This is a genomic window from Acrocarpospora corrugata, from assembly GCF_009687845.1.
Classification (GTDB): domain Bacteria; phylum Actinomycetota; class Actinomycetes; order Streptosporangiales; family Streptosporangiaceae; genus Acrocarpospora; species Acrocarpospora corrugata.
The window spans coordinates 81,458-95,096 of sequence record NZ_BLAD01000051.1 but is presented as its reverse complement, the minus strand read 5'-3'; the positions used below and the strand labels follow the sequence as shown (position 1 = coordinate 95,096).

Below are 13,639 nucleotides of genomic sequence, written 5' to 3'. Positions count from 1 at the left end.
ACTCAGAGCGGCCAGAGCGGACCCCCGCCCGCTGGCCGCTCCCTCCACGAAAGGTTGCAGTGATGAGCCTCGACGTCGACGCGGGCCATAGGACCCGCACGCTGCCGTCGAATCAACGGCGGCACGCCCGGCCGCCAGGACCCCGGCGGCTGTTGTCCTGGCTGGACCTGCGGGCAGCACCCTACTTCTTCGTCTCGCCGTACTTCGTGCTCTTCGCGATCTTCGGCATCTTTCCGCTGATCTTCACGCTCTGGGTGTCCCTGCACGACTGGCAGCTCGCGGGCGACAAGACCTTCATCGGCCTGGAGAACTACACCGAGCTCCTGGCCGACGACAAATTCTGGAACTCGGTCGTCAACACCGTGGGCATCTTCGTGATCGCCACGGTGCCGCAGCTGGTCCTCGCGCTGCTGCTGGCGAGCGCGCTGAACAAGCGGCTGCGCGGCCGGCTGGTGCTGCGGCTGAGCGTGCTGGCGCCGCTGATCACCTCGGTGGTCGCGGTGGCGGTCGTCTTCACCCAGCTGTACGGCCGCGACTACGGCCTGGTCAACTGGCTGCTCGGCCTGTTCGGGGTGGAGCCCATCCACTGGCAGAACGCGGCCTGGACGTCCTGGATCGCGATCGCCACCATGGTCGACTGGCGGTGGACCGGCTACAACGCGATCATCTACCTGGCCGCCATGCAGACCATCCCCAAGGACCTGTACGAGGCGGCGGCGATCGACGGCGCCAGTCCCCGGCGGCAGTTCTGGGGCATCACGGTCCCGCTGCTCAAGCCCACGATCATCTTCACCGTCATCGTCTCCACCATCGGCGGCTTCACCCTGTTCGCCGAGCCGGTGATGTTCGGCTCCGGCCTGATGACCGGCGGCACCACGGGCCAGTTCCAGACGGTGGCCATGTTCATCGTCAAGGAGGGCTTCCGTGACTTCCAGTACGGCTACGCCGCGGCGGCGGCCTGGATCCTGTTCCTGCTGATCCTGATCTCCGCTTTGATCAACTTCGCGCTCGTCCGCGGCATCGGGAGATCACGATGACCACTCTGACGCAGACCCGGCCGAGGGCGTCCCGCGCGGGCGGCGCGCGGCTCGATCCGTTCCGGGCCACCACGTTCACCAAGGCCATGCTGGGCCTGGCGATCTTCCTGTCGATCTTCCCGATCTACTGGATGATCATCATCGCGACTCGCAGCAACGAGGACGCGCACAGCATGCCGCCGCCGTTCCTGCCGGGCGGCAACCTGGGCGAGAACATCCAGGCGGTCTTCGACGCCGAGAACGCGCACTTCATGACCGGGATCATCAACTCGATCATCATCGCGTCCACGGTCACGATCGGCATCGTGCTGATCTCCACGCTGGCCGGCTTCGCCTTCGCCTCGCTCAACTTCCGCGGCCGCAACCTGCTGCTGCTGTCGGTAGTGCTGACCATGATGGTCCCCCTGCAGCAGATGGGCATCGTCCCGCTGTACCAGATGATGGTCACGCTCGGCTGGACGAACACCCTCAAGGCGGTCATCCTCCCGTTCCTGGTGAACGGGTTCGGCGTCTTCCTGATGACCCAGTACACCCGGCAGGCGGTGCCGCGCGAGCTGGTCGAGGCGGCCCGGGTGGACGGCGCCAACACGCTCAGGATCTGGTGGAACGTCGCGGTCCCCGCGGTCCGGCCCGGCATGGCGGTGCTGGCCATCCAGACCTTCATGCTGATCTGGAACGAGTTCCTCTGGCCGCTGATCATCCTCACCCCGGACAACCCGACCGTCCAGGTGGCCCTCCGGGCGCTCAATGACCGATACTCCACCAACTACGTGCTCATCTTCGCGGGCACCACCATCTCCATCGTCCCGCTGCTGCTCGTCTTCGTCCTCTTCGGCCGCCAGATCATCGGCGGTCTCATGGAAGGCGCGGTCAAGGAGTGAGCCGGCGACCCGAACCCATCCGCATATCCAGCGCCTCGGTCACACGGCCGACGAAGGAGGAGGACGCGTGACCACCCAGAAGACAGACACCCAGGTCGAGACCCCGGCTCTGGTGTTCCCCACCGGCTTCGTCTGGGGTGCGGCCACCTCGGCGTACCAGATCGAGGGCGCGGTCACGACCGACGGGCGTGGCCGATCGATCTGGGACACCTTCGTCGCCCAGCCCGGCCACGTGGTCAACGGCGAGCACGCCGACGTCGCGATCGACCACTACAACCGCTACCGGGACGACGTGCGGCTGATGGCCGACCTCGGTCTCAGCGCGTACCGGTTCTCGCTGTCCTGGCCCAGGATCCAGCCGCTCGGCAGCGGCGAGATCAACCAGAAGGGCCTGGACTTCTACAAGAACCTGGTGGACGAGCTGCTCAGCTACGGGATCGACCCGTGGGTGACGCTCTACCACTGGGACCTGCCGCAGGCGCTCGAAGACGCGGGCGGCTGGCCGTCGCGTGACACGTCGAAGCGCTTCGCGGACTACGCGGCGGCGGTGCACGGCGCCCTCGGCGACCGGGTGAAGAACTGGAGCACCGTCAACGAGCCGTGGTGCGCGGCGTTCCTGGGATACGCCTCGGGCGAGCACGCACCGGGACGGCGTGAACCCGCCCTGGCGATCCACGCCGCGCACCACCTCAACCTGGCGCACGGCCTGGCCATGGAGGCGATGCGGGCCCAGCGCGCGGACTCCAGGATCGGCGGCAGCGTCAACCTGTACGCGGTCACCCCGGCCACCGGCAGCGAGGCCGACCAGGACGCCGCCCGCCGCATCGACGGCCTGCAGAACCGCTTCTTCCTGGACGCGATCATGCACGGCCGCTACCCGGACGACGTACTGGCGGATCTGAGCCACCTGACCGGCCCAGAGTTCATCCAGGACGGCGACCTGGCGGCGATCTCGGCGCCGCTGGACATGCTGCTGATCAACTACTACAGCCGGTTCACCGTGTCCGGCGCGCCCGGCGGAGCCCAGTCGGCCGCCGCCGCGCCCACCGACTCCGGCTCGCCCTGGGTCGGCAGCGAGCACATCGGTTTCGTCAACGGCGGCCGCCCGGTGACGTCGATGGGATGGGAGGTCGACGGGACCGGTCTGCACGAGGTGCTCACCCGGCTGGCCCGCGAGTACCCCGCCGTCCCGTTGTACATTTCAGAGAACGGCGCCGCCTACGACGACGTTCTCACCGAGGACGGCGCGGTCCACGACGCGGAGCGGCGCGACTTCATCGAGACCCACCTGCGCGTTTGTCACCAGGCCATCGAGGGTGGTGTGCCCCTGCAGGGCTACTTCGCCTGGTCCCTCATGGACAACTTCGAATGGGCCTGGGGCTACGGCAAGCGATTCGGGCTGGTCTATGTGGACTATTCAGCACAGACGAGGATCCTGAAAGATAGCGCTCTCTGGTACGCCGAGACCATCCGGCACGGAGGCCTTCGGGGTCCGGCAGAATAGGCCCAAGTGATGAGGGGGCAGATTTGATGAACGGGGACCGCCGCTTGGCCGCCAGACCGACTCTCGAAGCGGTGGCGGCGCGAGCCGGGGTCGGGCGTGGCACGGTGTCACGGGTCATCAACGGGTCGCCGAAAGTCAGCGACAAGGCCCGCGACGCCGTCCTGCTCGCCATCGACGAACTCGGCTACGTGCCGAACCGGGCGGCCAGGACCCTGGTCACCAATCGGACCGACACCATCGCGCTGGTGGTGTCGGAGTCCGAACAGCGGGTGTTCGACGAACCCTACTTCGCGGGACTGATCCGCGGCATCGGCTCGGCGCTGGCCGAGACCGGGCTGCAGCTCATCCTGAGCATGGCCCAGAACAGGAACGAGCACGACCGGCTGGAGAACTACCTGACCGGGCAGCACGTGGACGGGGTGCTGCTGACCTCGGTGCACGGCGCCGACCCGCTGCCGGGGCGGCTGGAGAACCTGGGCGTGCCGACCGTGCTGGGCGGCCGTCCCGTCGGGCTCAATCCGTACAGCTACGTGGACATGGACAACCGGGCCGGGGCCCGGCAGGCGGTGAAGTACCTGCTCGGCAACGGGCGGGCCCGGGTGGCCACGATCGCCGGCCCCCAGGACATGGGCGTGGGCGTGGACCGGCTGGCCGGATACCGCGACGCGCTGCTCGCCACCGGCACGCCGGAGCGGGTGTCGTACGGCGACTTCTCCGAAGAGAGCGGTTCCACGGCGATGCGCGAGCTGCTGGACCGGCACGGCGACCTCGACGCGGTGTTCGCGGCCTCCGACCCGATGGCCGTGGGAGCGCTCCGAGTGCTCAAGGAGCGCGGCAGGTCCGTCCCGCGCGACGTGGCGGTGGTGGGTTTCGAGGACTCGAAGGTCGCCCTGCACACCGATCCTCCGCTCACCAGCGTCCATCAGCCGACCGACGCCATGGGCCGGCAGATGGTCCAGCTCCTGGTGGCCCGGATCAACGGTGAACCGCTGGAACAACCCGTGGTCATCCTGGACACCCACCTGGTGATCCGGGCCAGCACCTAATCGCTCCTCGCTGAACGGGCGGCGTCCATGACCGGCAAGAACATTGCCGATCACCAGGACGCCGCCCGTTTTCCGTTCACGTCGACGGCATGCCAGGTCATGGGTGATCTCTCTTCGCTGTGCTGAGGTGTTTGCGGAGTGCCAGCCGCTGGTGCGGGGTGAGGGCAGGCCGGGCACGGCGGGCCGGGTCGGCCAGGTTCTCGATCAGCCTGGCCGCGCCCTCGATCCCCGCCGAGGGGTCGAGGTCGCCAGGCAGCCGGCCGGCCAGGCCGCGGTCGGCGAGCACGCCCCCGAGCGCGGCGGCGGTCTCCCCCCAGCGGGCCGGCGGCAGCCAGGCGGCCAGCCCGAGCCGGGCCAGCCGGGCCGCGTTGTCCGGCCGGTCGGCCCCGTCGGCCAGCACCACCTGCGGCGTCCCGGCGGCCAGCGCCCGGGTGAGGGTGCCGATGCCGCCGTGGTGCACCACGGCGGACACCCGGGGCATCACCTGCCGGAACGGCAGCCGGGGGAACCAGGTGATCCCGGGCGGCAGCGGCTGCGGCACCAGGTCCTCGTGCGGCACCGCCAGCAGCGCCGGCCGGCCCGCGCAGCCTTCGACCGCGGCCTCGTAGAAGCGCGCGTTGAGCATCCGCCCGGTCCCGCCGCTGATCAGCACCGGCCGCTCGGCCAGCGCCTCCTCGGCCCCTGGCGGCAGCTCCTCCCCCGCGGGCCCGGTCTCGTCGTCCGGTACGGCGAAGCCGGTCAGCGCGAACCGGGCGGGCGAGCGCGCCCCGGCCCGGTCGAACCAGCCGGGCCACAGCCCGATGTCGAGGTCGGCCCCGGCGAACCACTTCGGCCAGTCGGTCACCTCGGGCAGGCCGAGCTCGGCGCGGGCCGCGGCGAACCCGGGGGCTAGCTCGGCGCCGTACATGTGGGCGGCGAGCCGGGCGGACATCACCTGGATCGGCGAGACGGCCACCCAGGCGACGGGCGCGCCGAGCAGTTCGGCGGCGAACCGGACCGACACCGCGGAGGTGTGCCGGCCGACCAGAACGGTCTCGCCGGGCCGGTGCGCGTCGATGAGAATCTGGCTTTCCCGGCGTAACTGCTCGAACAAACCGTTCCGGAGGTAGAAGCCGAGCCAGCTTGACTCTCCCCGGGTGTCCATGAGATGGGCGGTGTCGGCCTGATGGCGGGCGAACTCCTCCGGCGTGTCGATCGCGGCGAAGTCCAGATCGCAGCGGTCCCGGTAGGGCGCGTGGCTGACCAGCGTGATCTCATGCCCGGCCGCGCGCAGCAGGGCGCCGAGCCGGACGAACGGCAGCACGTCTCCGTCGGTGCCGTGGGTCACCATCAGGATCCGCGTCACACGCACCACTCCGGGCCGTTCGAACCACCTGGCGGTGTCTTGGACATGAAAGTTTCATTTCCCTTGCATCGGTGGCACGCGGTGAGTGATACTCCCATTCGGAGAGCGCTCTCTTATGCACTTCCCCGACCCCGGAATGAGTACAAAGAAGCAGTACGGACGTATCCTTGTCAACGGTGATCCCGATATCTGGAACGTACGCGCAGGCCGCTTCAACCGCATCCTCACCGTAGAGGCCGTGACTTTTTTTAAGTATCGCACTATCCTGGCCCGCAAGGCATGTGACCTGCATGAAGCCCGCCGGAGGTGGACGCGCTCCCACGATTGAGATTCTTCGCCGGATGTGACACGAATCCGCTTTCCTGGCGACCGTGTGACATGCGGACCACCGTCGGCCTTGCGCTGATGGAAAGGTTCATTTAATCTCTTTGGGAGGCGCTGTGGGAGCGCTCCCATGCAATTGGCTGCGGCACCCCGAAAAAGGCGGCGGACCAGAATTGGTGTGTCGGCCGTTTCGGCATGCGTGTGTTCGGAGTGCTCGCCCCATGTTCAAAGCTCGAAGAGGAGAGGCCACTCCGTGGCAGTGACATCCACCTCCGCGTCGCCCTCAGCGCCACACTCGCCGATCGGAGGCCTGTCCCCCCTCCGTCAGGCCGCGCTCGACCGGCTGCTCCCTCTCCGCGCGAAAGCCCCGATCGCGACCCTCCCCCGCGATGGCACTCCGCGCGCGCGTCCCCCCGTGGGCGCAAGGAAGTCTCCCGCTGAAAGGAACCTGGCATGACCCCCACTGAGTCGGCCGTCACGGAGATCTGGACCGAACTGCTCGGGCAGGCTCCGCCGACCACGCACGACGACTTCTTCGAACTCGGCGGCCAGTCGCTGACCATGGTCCAGTTCCTGGCCAGAGTCGAGGAGCAGTACGGCGTGGAGCTCCCCATCGACGTGCTGTTCACCTCCGGGTTCACCGTCGCCGAGGTGGCCAGGGCGATCGACCAGGGCCGGCTCGAAGCGGTCGGCGAGGAGGAACTCGCCGAACTGCTCAAGCACCTGGAGGGCATGTCGGACGACGAGATCAGCGAACTGCTGTCGGAAGACGCATGAGGGTCCTGCTGGCCCAGAACATGTTCCACCTGCCCAGCCACGGAGGGGCCAACAAGTCCAACCGGGTCCTGCTGGAACAGCTCGCGGCGCGCGGCCACGACTGCCATGTGGTGGCGCCGATGTCCGGCGCGCTCCGGGCCACCTCGGTCGCGGACCACGTGGCGTACCTGGAGGGGCTGGGCGCCACGATCAAGTCGGCCACCGAGGAGGGGGTCGAGTACGCGTACAGGGGCGTGACGGCGTGCGCGGTGGCGAAGGCGCCGCAGCTGGCCCGCCGGGTCGGCGAGGTGGCCGCCGAGGTGGGGCCGGACTGGACGCTGGTGCCGTCCGACGACCCGGGCCTGCTGATGCTGGGGGCGGCGCTGAAGGCGACGCCGGAGCGGGTGGTCTACCTGGCGCACACGCTGCAGCAGCTGCCGTTCGGCCCCGGCGCGTTCTACCCGAGCGTGGCCGGGACCCGGATGGTGAAGCGGGCGGCGAGCGTGCTGTCGGTGAGCAAGGCCGCCCAGTCGTACATGGAACGCTGGGGCGAACTCCGCTCAACGCTGATTTATCCGCATATTTACGGTGATCCGGCGGAGCGGACCGAGGGCGCCCACGTCACGATGATCAACCCGTGCGGCTACAAGGGGCTGCCGATCCTGCTCGGGCTCGCCGACGCCAGCCCGGACGTGCCGTTCCTGGCCGTGCCGACCTGGGGGGCGACCCCGCCGGAGCTGGCCGAGCTGGCCCGGCGGCCGAACGTCACCGTGATCGAGCCGGCCGACGAGATCGACGACATCCTGGCCCGCACCCGGGTGCTGCTGATGCCGTCGCTGTGGGACGAGACGTTCGGCTACACCTGCGTGGAGGCGATGGCGCGGGGCATCCCGGTGCTCGCCTCGGACGTGGGCGGGCTGGCCGAGGCCAAGCTGGGCGTGCCGTACCTGCTGCCGGTGCGGCGGATCGAGAAGTACGAGTCGGCCGGCCACGCCCGGCCGGTTCCGGTGGTGCCGGAGCAGGACCTCGGGCCGTGGGCGGACGCGCTGGCGGCCGTGCTGGCCCATCCCGAGCTCTACCTGGAGCTGTCGCGGCGGTCCCGCGCGTCCGCCCGCGACTTCATCGCGTCCCTGGACGAGGACGCGCTGGAGACCCACCTCACCGCGCTCCGCCCCAACCGGCGGCAGGCCGCTCTGGCGGCGCTCGCGGCCCGTGCGAAGGAAGGCAGGATAGAGAGCACATGGTCGTCGTGATTGAGGAGCGGGTGCTGGGGCTCACGCCCGTGGCCGACGCGGATCTGGGGCGGATGCTCCGGATCAGGCATTTCGAGCGGGCGCTGCTGCGCCTGTTCGAGCGCGGCCAACTCAACGGCACTACACACACCTGTCTAGGCCAGGAACACGTCCCCGTGGCCGTCAGCGGCCTGCTCGACCCGGACGACTACGTGTTCAGCAACCACCGCGGCCACGGCCACTTCCTGGCCAGGCACGACCAGCCGGACGCGCTGCTGGCCGAGATCATGGGCCGGGCCGGGGCGGTCTGCAACGGCGTCGGCGGCAGCCAGCACGTCTACCACGGGCGGTTCCTGTCCACCGGGGTGCAGGGTGAGAGCCTGCCGGTGGCGGTGGGGGTGGCGCTGCGGCTGAAGCGGGTCACGCCGGGACGGCTCGCCTGCGCGTACATCGGGGACGGGACCTGGGGTGAGGGGTCGGTCTACGAGGCGCTGAACATGGCGCAGCTGTGGCGGGCGCCGCTGCTGGTCGTGGTGGAGCACAACGGGATCGCCCAGTCCACGCCGACGACGGCGCAGCTGTCCGGGTCGATCGCGGGGCGCGCGGCCGGGTTCGGGATCCCGCACCACCGGATCGAGTCGGTGGACGTGAACGTGATCAGGGCCGAGCTCGAACCGCTGGTGACGCTCGCCAGGACCGAGTCCCGGCCGGTGGTGGCCGAGATCGCGGTGCACCGGGCCGGGCCGCACAGCAAGGGCGACGACACGCGCACCCCGGCTGAGCTGGTGGCGGCGGCCCAGGGCGACTGGCAGCCGCGGTACGCCGAGGCGTTCCCCGCCCAGTTCGCCCGCCTGGACGAGGAGCAGCGGGCGTCGATCGGCAGGATCGTGGACGACGTGCTGATCCGCCCGGCGTCGGTCTGGGAGCGGTCATGAGGGTCGCCGAACATCTGAACGAGGCACTGCACGCGCTGCTGGACGCCGACCCCTCGGTGCACGTGCTCGGCGAGGACATCGTCGACCCCTACGGCGGCGCGTTCAAGATCACCAAGGGCCTGTCCACCAAGCACGGCTCCCGGGTCATCTCCACGCCGCTGAGCGAGGGCGGCATCGTCGGCGTCGGCGCGGGCCTCGCCCTGGCGGGCGACCGCGCCATCGTCGAGATCATGTTCGGCGACTTCGCCGCGCTCGCCTTCGACCAGCTGCTCAACTTCGCCAGCAAGTCCACCACCATGTACGGCCGGCGCGTCCCGATCCCCCTCATCGTCCGCTGCCCCACCGGCGGCCGGCGCGGCTACGGCCCCACCCACAGCCAGAGCCTGCAGAAACACTTCATCGGCGTCCCCGGCCTGGACCTGTACGAGCTGAGCCCGTTCCACGACGCGCACGCCCTGCTGACCACCATGTTCGCCCGCCAGACCCCGTGCGTGCTGTTCGAGGACAAGGTCCTCTACACCCGCAGGATCTGCCGCGACGGCCTGGTCGACGACCTGTTCAGGTTCGAGCTGACCGGCGGCTGGGCCCGGGTGTACGCCGACGGCGACGTGCCGCCCGGCTGCGCCATCATCGCCCCCGGCGGCCTGACCGACCGCGCCCTTGAGGCGATGCGCGAACTGCTCATCGAACACGAGATCACCTGCGTGCTGCTGGTCCCCGAGCGCCTCTACCCGCTCGACCCGGCCCCCGTGATGGACGTCCTGCGCGGCGTCGGCACCGTCGTGGTGGCCGAGGACGGCTCCGCGGGCGGCACCTGGGGTGCCGAGGTGTCCCGGCTGCTCCACCCCGAGTTGTGGGCCTCCCTGTCCGGGCCCATCCGGCTGGTCAGCGCCGCCGACTCGATCATTCCCACGGCCGCGCATCTGGAGCGCGAGGTGCTCGTGCAGGCGGACACCATCAGGAGAGCGGTACTGGCGTGAGCGAGATCAGAGTCCCCAAGCTCAACAACAACGACACCAGCTACGTGCTGGTGGAATGGCTGGCCGCCGACGGCGAGCCGGTGGCGATCGGCGATCCCCTGGTGGTGGTGGAGACCTCCAAGACGGCCGAGGAGCTGGTCGCCGAGGACGCGGGCATCCTGCGCCGGGTGGTGGCCGAGGGCCAGGACTGCGAGCCGGGGCAGGTCATCGCCCGGCTCCAGGCGCCGGGCGAGGTCGTGCCCCAGCAGGTGAGCGTTCCGGCGGGGCGGCAGGAGAGCGCGGACCTCGGTGACATCGTGATCACCGCCCCCGCCCGCGCCCTCCTGGACGAGCTCGGCCTGGCGCCGGAACGGCTGCTCGCGCTGGGCAAGAAGGTGATCCGCCGCGAGGACGTGGACGCGCTCACCCGCGCCCCGGAACCGGACGCCCGCGCCGGTCTGGTCGCGCTCAGCAAGGCCCAGCGGCTCACCGGCGACGTGGTACGGCGCTCGCACGAGACGATCCCGGCCGCGTTCACCGCCGTCAAGATCGACGTGACCGGCACGGCCAAGCTCACCCGCGACCTGTCCCGGCACGCGCGCACCCTGATCGGCCTGTCGGAGCTGCTGGTGAAGGCCGTCGCCGACCAGCGCGCCGAGTTCCCGCTGCTGTTCGCCACCCTGGTCGAGCCCGGATACGTCCGCCTCGCCGAGGCCGCCCACGTCGGGGTGACCATCGACGTCGGCAAGGGCCTGTTCATCCCGGTCGTCAGGGACGCCGACACCCGGCCGCTGGACGCGGTGGCCCGCGAGCTCATGGACTACCGGATGACCGCGCTGCGCGGCAGCTTCCGGGAGCGGGACCTGGAGGGCGCCAACATCGCGGTCACCCTGCACAACGACGGCGCGGTCACGCTGGCCGTGCCGATCGTCTACCCCGGGCACGTCTGCGCGCTGTCGCTGGCCGCGACGCAGCAGGAGGTGGTGCCCGCCGATGATGGTTTCACGGTCAGGCAGACCGTTCAGCTGGGCCTGGCGTTCGACCATCGCGTGGTCAACGGGCGGGACGCGGCGATGTTCCTGGGTGCGGTGAAGCAGCTGCTCGAGACGCCGCGGCGATGGCTGGAATAAGTCGGCGTACCTTATTCCTGCTGATACCGCTCAGTGCTTGCGCAACCGCTACAGACCCACCGAGGAGGCCCATGAACGCGCTGCGGTTCCCCAGCGACTTCGTCTGGGGCGCGTCCACGTCCGCGTACCAGATCGAGGGAGCGACCAAGGAGGACGGCCGAGGGGTGTCCATCTGGGACACCTTCGCCGCCACGCCGGGGAAGGTCCGCGGTGGCGACACCGGCGACCCCGGCGCCGACCACTACCACCGCTACGCGCAGGACCTCGACCTCATGAGTGAGCTCGGCCTGCAGAGTTACCGCTTCTCGGTGGCCTGGCCGAGAATCCAGCCCAACGGCTCAGGCAAGCCCAGCCAGAAGGGCCTGGACTTCTACCGGCGCCTGATCGAGGGCCTGGTCGAGCGCGGCATCCGCCCGATGGTCACCCTGTTCCACTGGGACCTGCCGCAGGCCCTGCAGGACCTGGGCGGCTGGGAGAGCCGGGACACCGCCTACCGTTTCGCGGAGTACGCCGAGATCGTCTTCGACGCGCTGCACGCCCGCGACTGGCTCACCATCAACGAGCCCAAGACGGTCGTCGACTGCGGCTACCGCCAGGGCGTGCACGCCCCCGGCATCGCCGACTGGAACCGCGCCCTGGTCGCCTGCCACCACCTGCTCCTGGCCCACGGCCTGGCCTCCCGCCTGCTCCACGAGCAGCATCCCGGCCGCCGCATCGGCCCCGCCCTCAACCTGCACCCCACCTACCCCGCCGACGACACCCCCGAGGCCCAGGCCGCCGCCCTCCGCCAGGACGCCATCGAGAACCGCCTCTACCTGGACCCCATCTTCAAGGGCTTCTACCCCGAGGAAACCCTCCCCGCCGACCGCTCCCACATCCACGAAGGCGACCTCGCCATCATCAGCGAGCCCATCGACCTCCTGGGCGTCCAGTACTACACGCCCGTCTTCGTCGCCCCCGACCAGACCCGCGTCATCAAACACCAGGTCCGCCAGGCCACCTGGCTGGAGGACTACCCCGAGGGCTTCCACGACATCCTGGTCCGCCTCAGACGCGACTACCCCGAAGTCCCCCTCGTCATCACCGAAAACGGCCTGGCCACCGCCGACGAACCCGACCAGAACGGCCAGGTCACCGACACCGACCGCATCTCCTACCTCCACGGCCACCTGACCGCCCTGCACCGCGCCATCAAGGCCGGCGTCCCCATCGAGGGCTACCACGTCTGGTCCCTTCTCGACAACTACGAATGGGCCGAGGGCTACGCCCAACGCTTCGGCATAGTCCACGTCGACTTCGACACCCAAAAACGCATCCCCAAACAAAGCGCCCACTGGTACGCCAACATCATCAGAACCGGCGAACTGCAATAACCCCTTGATCCCAACCCCAGTTTGTTGACTATCCCATCAAAGTCCCTAAACTATGGGAGCGCTCCCACTTCTCATATTTCACCCCGTAAACTGGCCAAGGCTTGGCCGCGCCTGTGTCTGGACTGAGGAACGCAGGTCGCGAAGCGGCCGGAGTGACGAGGGAAGACACAGGCTCCCCAGCGGCCAAGCCCGCCGAGCCGGAGGCTCGGCAAATTTCACAGAAAGGATCCATGTGTCCACGTACACCCTTCTCGGTGGTGGCTATCGCGCCGACGTGACCGAGCTCGGCGGAGCCGTGCACGGCCTGTGGCGCGATAACCGCGAGCTCCTGCCGAGCTGGCCGGAAGATGGCCCGATCCCCTTCTACAGCGGGGCGGTGCTCGCACCGTGGCCGAACCGGGTCGTGGGCGCCCGCTACGTCTTCGCGGACGAATGCTTCGAGTTGCCGGTCAACGAGCCCGACCGGGGCCACGCGCTGCACGGTTTCGTCGCCGACGCGCCCTGGACCGTGGCGGAGTTCGCCTCGATCGAGGACGAGCACGCGTTCATCCGGCTCACCCACACGCTGGAGCCCCGGCCGGGCTACCCGTTCCGGCTGCGTTTCGAGCTCCGCCACGACCTGTCCGTCAACGGCCTGACCACCACGATGACCGCGGAGAACGTGGGCGAGGCCGCCGCGCCGTACGGGACCGGGCCGCATCCGTGGCTGCTGGCGGGGCCGGACGTGCGGGAGTACGAGCTGGATCTCCCGGCGGGCCAGGTCCTGCTGGTGAACGACCTGCTCGCGCCGGTCACGCTGGAGGACGTCACGTACACGGACTACGACTTCCGCACCGCCAGGGTGGTCGCCGAGACGGCGATCGACCACGCCTTCACCGGGCTGACCGCCGGGCGGGTGGGGGTGCGCGGGCCCGAGGGCGAGCTGGAGATGACGTGGGATCCGCGGGTGCTGCCCTGGGTTCAGGTGTGCACCGGGACCGGGCTCGGTTTCCGCGGGCTGGCGATCGAGCCGATGACCTGCCCGCCGGACGCGTACAACTCCGGCACCGACCTGATCGTCCTGAAGCCCGGGGACACGCACGAGGCCGCCTGGACCCTCGCCATCACCTAGGACCCA

The 13,639-nt window shown here is 69.6% G+C and carries 12 protein-coding genes; 11 read left to right on the top strand and 1 reads right to left on the bottom strand.

The genetic code is table 11. The annotated features are described in order from the left end of the window. Positions 1-62 precede the first annotated feature (62 nt). The 4 genes from Acor_RS17960 to Acor_RS17945 all read left to right on the top strand — a co-directional run bounded on the left by Acor_RS17960 (position 63) and on the right by Acor_RS17945 (position 4,468). The gene (locus Acor_RS17960) at positions 63-1,037 is read left to right on the top strand and encodes a carbohydrate ABC transporter permease (RefSeq protein WP_155337822.1); all 975 of its coding nucleotides are present in this window, start codon (positions 63-65) and stop codon (positions 1,035-1,037) included. Continuing rightward, positions 1,034-1,918 carry a carbohydrate ABC transporter permease gene (locus Acor_RS17955; RefSeq protein ID WP_155337821.1) on the top strand — a complete coding sequence of 295 codons (885 nt, stop codon included), beginning with the start codon at positions 1,034-1,036 and terminating at the stop codon, positions 1,916-1,918. The genes Acor_RS17960 and Acor_RS17955 overlap by 4 nt, the downstream gene beginning before the upstream one ends. A 67-nt stretch (positions 1,919-1,985) precedes the next feature. Next, positions 1,986-3,422: a GH1 family beta-glucosidase gene (locus tag Acor_RS17950; RefSeq protein ID WP_155337820.1), complete on the top strand. Its 1,437-nt coding sequence runs from the start codon at positions 1,986-1,988 to the stop codon at positions 3,420-3,422. Between the two features lie 26 nt (positions 3,423-3,448). Beyond that, positions 3,449-4,468 carry a LacI family DNA-binding transcriptional regulator gene (locus Acor_RS17945; protein ID WP_155337819.1) on the top strand — a complete coding sequence of 340 codons (1,020 nt, stop codon included), beginning with the start codon at positions 3,449-3,451 and terminating at the stop codon, positions 4,466-4,468. Between the two features lie 97 nt (positions 4,469-4,565). Here the strand turns inward: Acor_RS17945 and Acor_RS45455 are convergent, their stop codons facing one another. Further along, positions 4,566-5,813, bottom strand: a complete 1,248-nt coding sequence (locus Acor_RS45455; RefSeq protein WP_155337818.1) for a glycosyltransferase — start codon at positions 5,811-5,813, stop codon at positions 4,566-4,568. Positions 5,814-6,590: 777 nt separating this feature from the next. Between Acor_RS45455 and Acor_RS17935 the strand changes: the two genes are divergently transcribed. The 7 genes from Acor_RS17935 (at position 6,591) to Acor_RS17905 (ending at position 13,633) form a co-directional block, all read left to right on the top strand. Continuing rightward, positions 6,591-6,914: a phosphopantetheine-binding protein gene (locus Acor_RS17935; protein ID WP_155337817.1), complete on the top strand. Its 324-nt coding sequence runs from the start codon at positions 6,591-6,593 to the stop codon at positions 6,912-6,914. After that, positions 6,911-8,146, top strand: coding sequence for a glycosyltransferase family 4 protein (locus Acor_RS17930; protein ID WP_155337816.1), 1,236 nt, complete (start codon positions 6,911-6,913; stop codon positions 8,144-8,146). The genes Acor_RS17935 and Acor_RS17930 overlap by 4 nt, the downstream gene beginning before the upstream one ends. Beyond that, the gene (locus Acor_RS17925) at positions 8,134-9,060 is read left to right on the top strand and encodes a thiamine pyrophosphate-dependent dehydrogenase E1 component subunit alpha (RefSeq protein WP_155337815.1); all 927 of its coding nucleotides are present in this window, start codon (positions 8,134-8,136) and stop codon (positions 9,058-9,060) included. Before Acor_RS17930 ends, Acor_RS17925 begins: the two co-directional genes overlap by 13 nt. Next, positions 9,057-10,040: an alpha-ketoacid dehydrogenase subunit beta gene (locus Acor_RS17920; protein WP_155337814.1), complete on the top strand. Its 984-nt coding sequence runs from the start codon at positions 9,057-9,059 to the stop codon at positions 10,038-10,040. Before Acor_RS17925 ends, Acor_RS17920 begins: the two co-directional genes overlap by 4 nt. Beyond that, positions 10,037-11,149, top strand: a complete 1,113-nt coding sequence (locus tag Acor_RS17915) for a 2-oxo acid dehydrogenase subunit E2 (protein ID WP_155337813.1) — start codon at positions 10,037-10,039, stop codon at positions 11,147-11,149. Before Acor_RS17920 ends, Acor_RS17915 begins: the two co-directional genes overlap by 4 nt. Positions 11,150-11,220: 71 nt before the next feature. Next, positions 11,221-12,522: a GH1 family beta-glucosidase gene (locus Acor_RS17910; protein ID WP_155337812.1), complete on the top strand. Its 1,302-nt coding sequence runs from the start codon at positions 11,221-11,223 to the stop codon at positions 12,520-12,522. Between the two features lie 232 nt (positions 12,523-12,754). After that, positions 12,755-13,633 (top strand): aldose 1-epimerase family protein, encoded by an 879-nt coding sequence (locus Acor_RS17905; RefSeq protein ID WP_155337811.1) that lies wholly within the window; start codon positions 12,755-12,757, stop codon positions 13,631-13,633. Positions 13,634-13,639 lie beyond the last annotated feature (6 nt).

What these genes read in the sequence shown, in the direction of transcription:
- Acor_RS17960 (WP_155337822.1), top strand. Translation starts at nt 63, where the DNA reads ATGAGCCTCGACGTCGACGCGGGCCATAGGACCCGCACGCTGCCGTCG.
- Acor_RS17955 (WP_155337821.1), top strand. Translation starts at nt 1,034, where the DNA reads ATGACCACTCTGACGCAGACCCGGCCGAGGGCGTCCCGCGCGGGCGGC.
- Acor_RS17945 (WP_155337819.1), top strand. Translation starts at nt 3,449, where the DNA reads ATGAACGGGGACCGCCGCTTGGCCGCCAGACCGACTCTCGAAGCGGTG.
- Acor_RS17935 (WP_155337817.1), top strand. Translation starts at nt 6,591, where the DNA reads ATGACCCCCACTGAGTCGGCCGTCACGGAGATCTGGACCGAACTGCTC.
- Acor_RS17930 (WP_155337816.1), top strand. Translation starts at nt 6,911, where the DNA reads ATGAGGGTCCTGCTGGCCCAGAACATGTTCCACCTGCCCAGCCACGGA.
- Acor_RS17925 (WP_155337815.1), top strand. Translation starts at nt 8,134, where the DNA reads ATGGTCGTCGTGATTGAGGAGCGGGTGCTGGGGCTCACGCCCGTGGCC.
- Acor_RS17920 (WP_155337814.1), top strand. Translation starts at nt 9,057, where the DNA reads ATGAGGGTCGCCGAACATCTGAACGAGGCACTGCACGCGCTGCTGGAC.
- Acor_RS17910 (WP_155337812.1), top strand. Translation starts at nt 11,221, where the DNA reads ATGAACGCGCTGCGGTTCCCCAGCGACTTCGTCTGGGGCGCGTCCACG.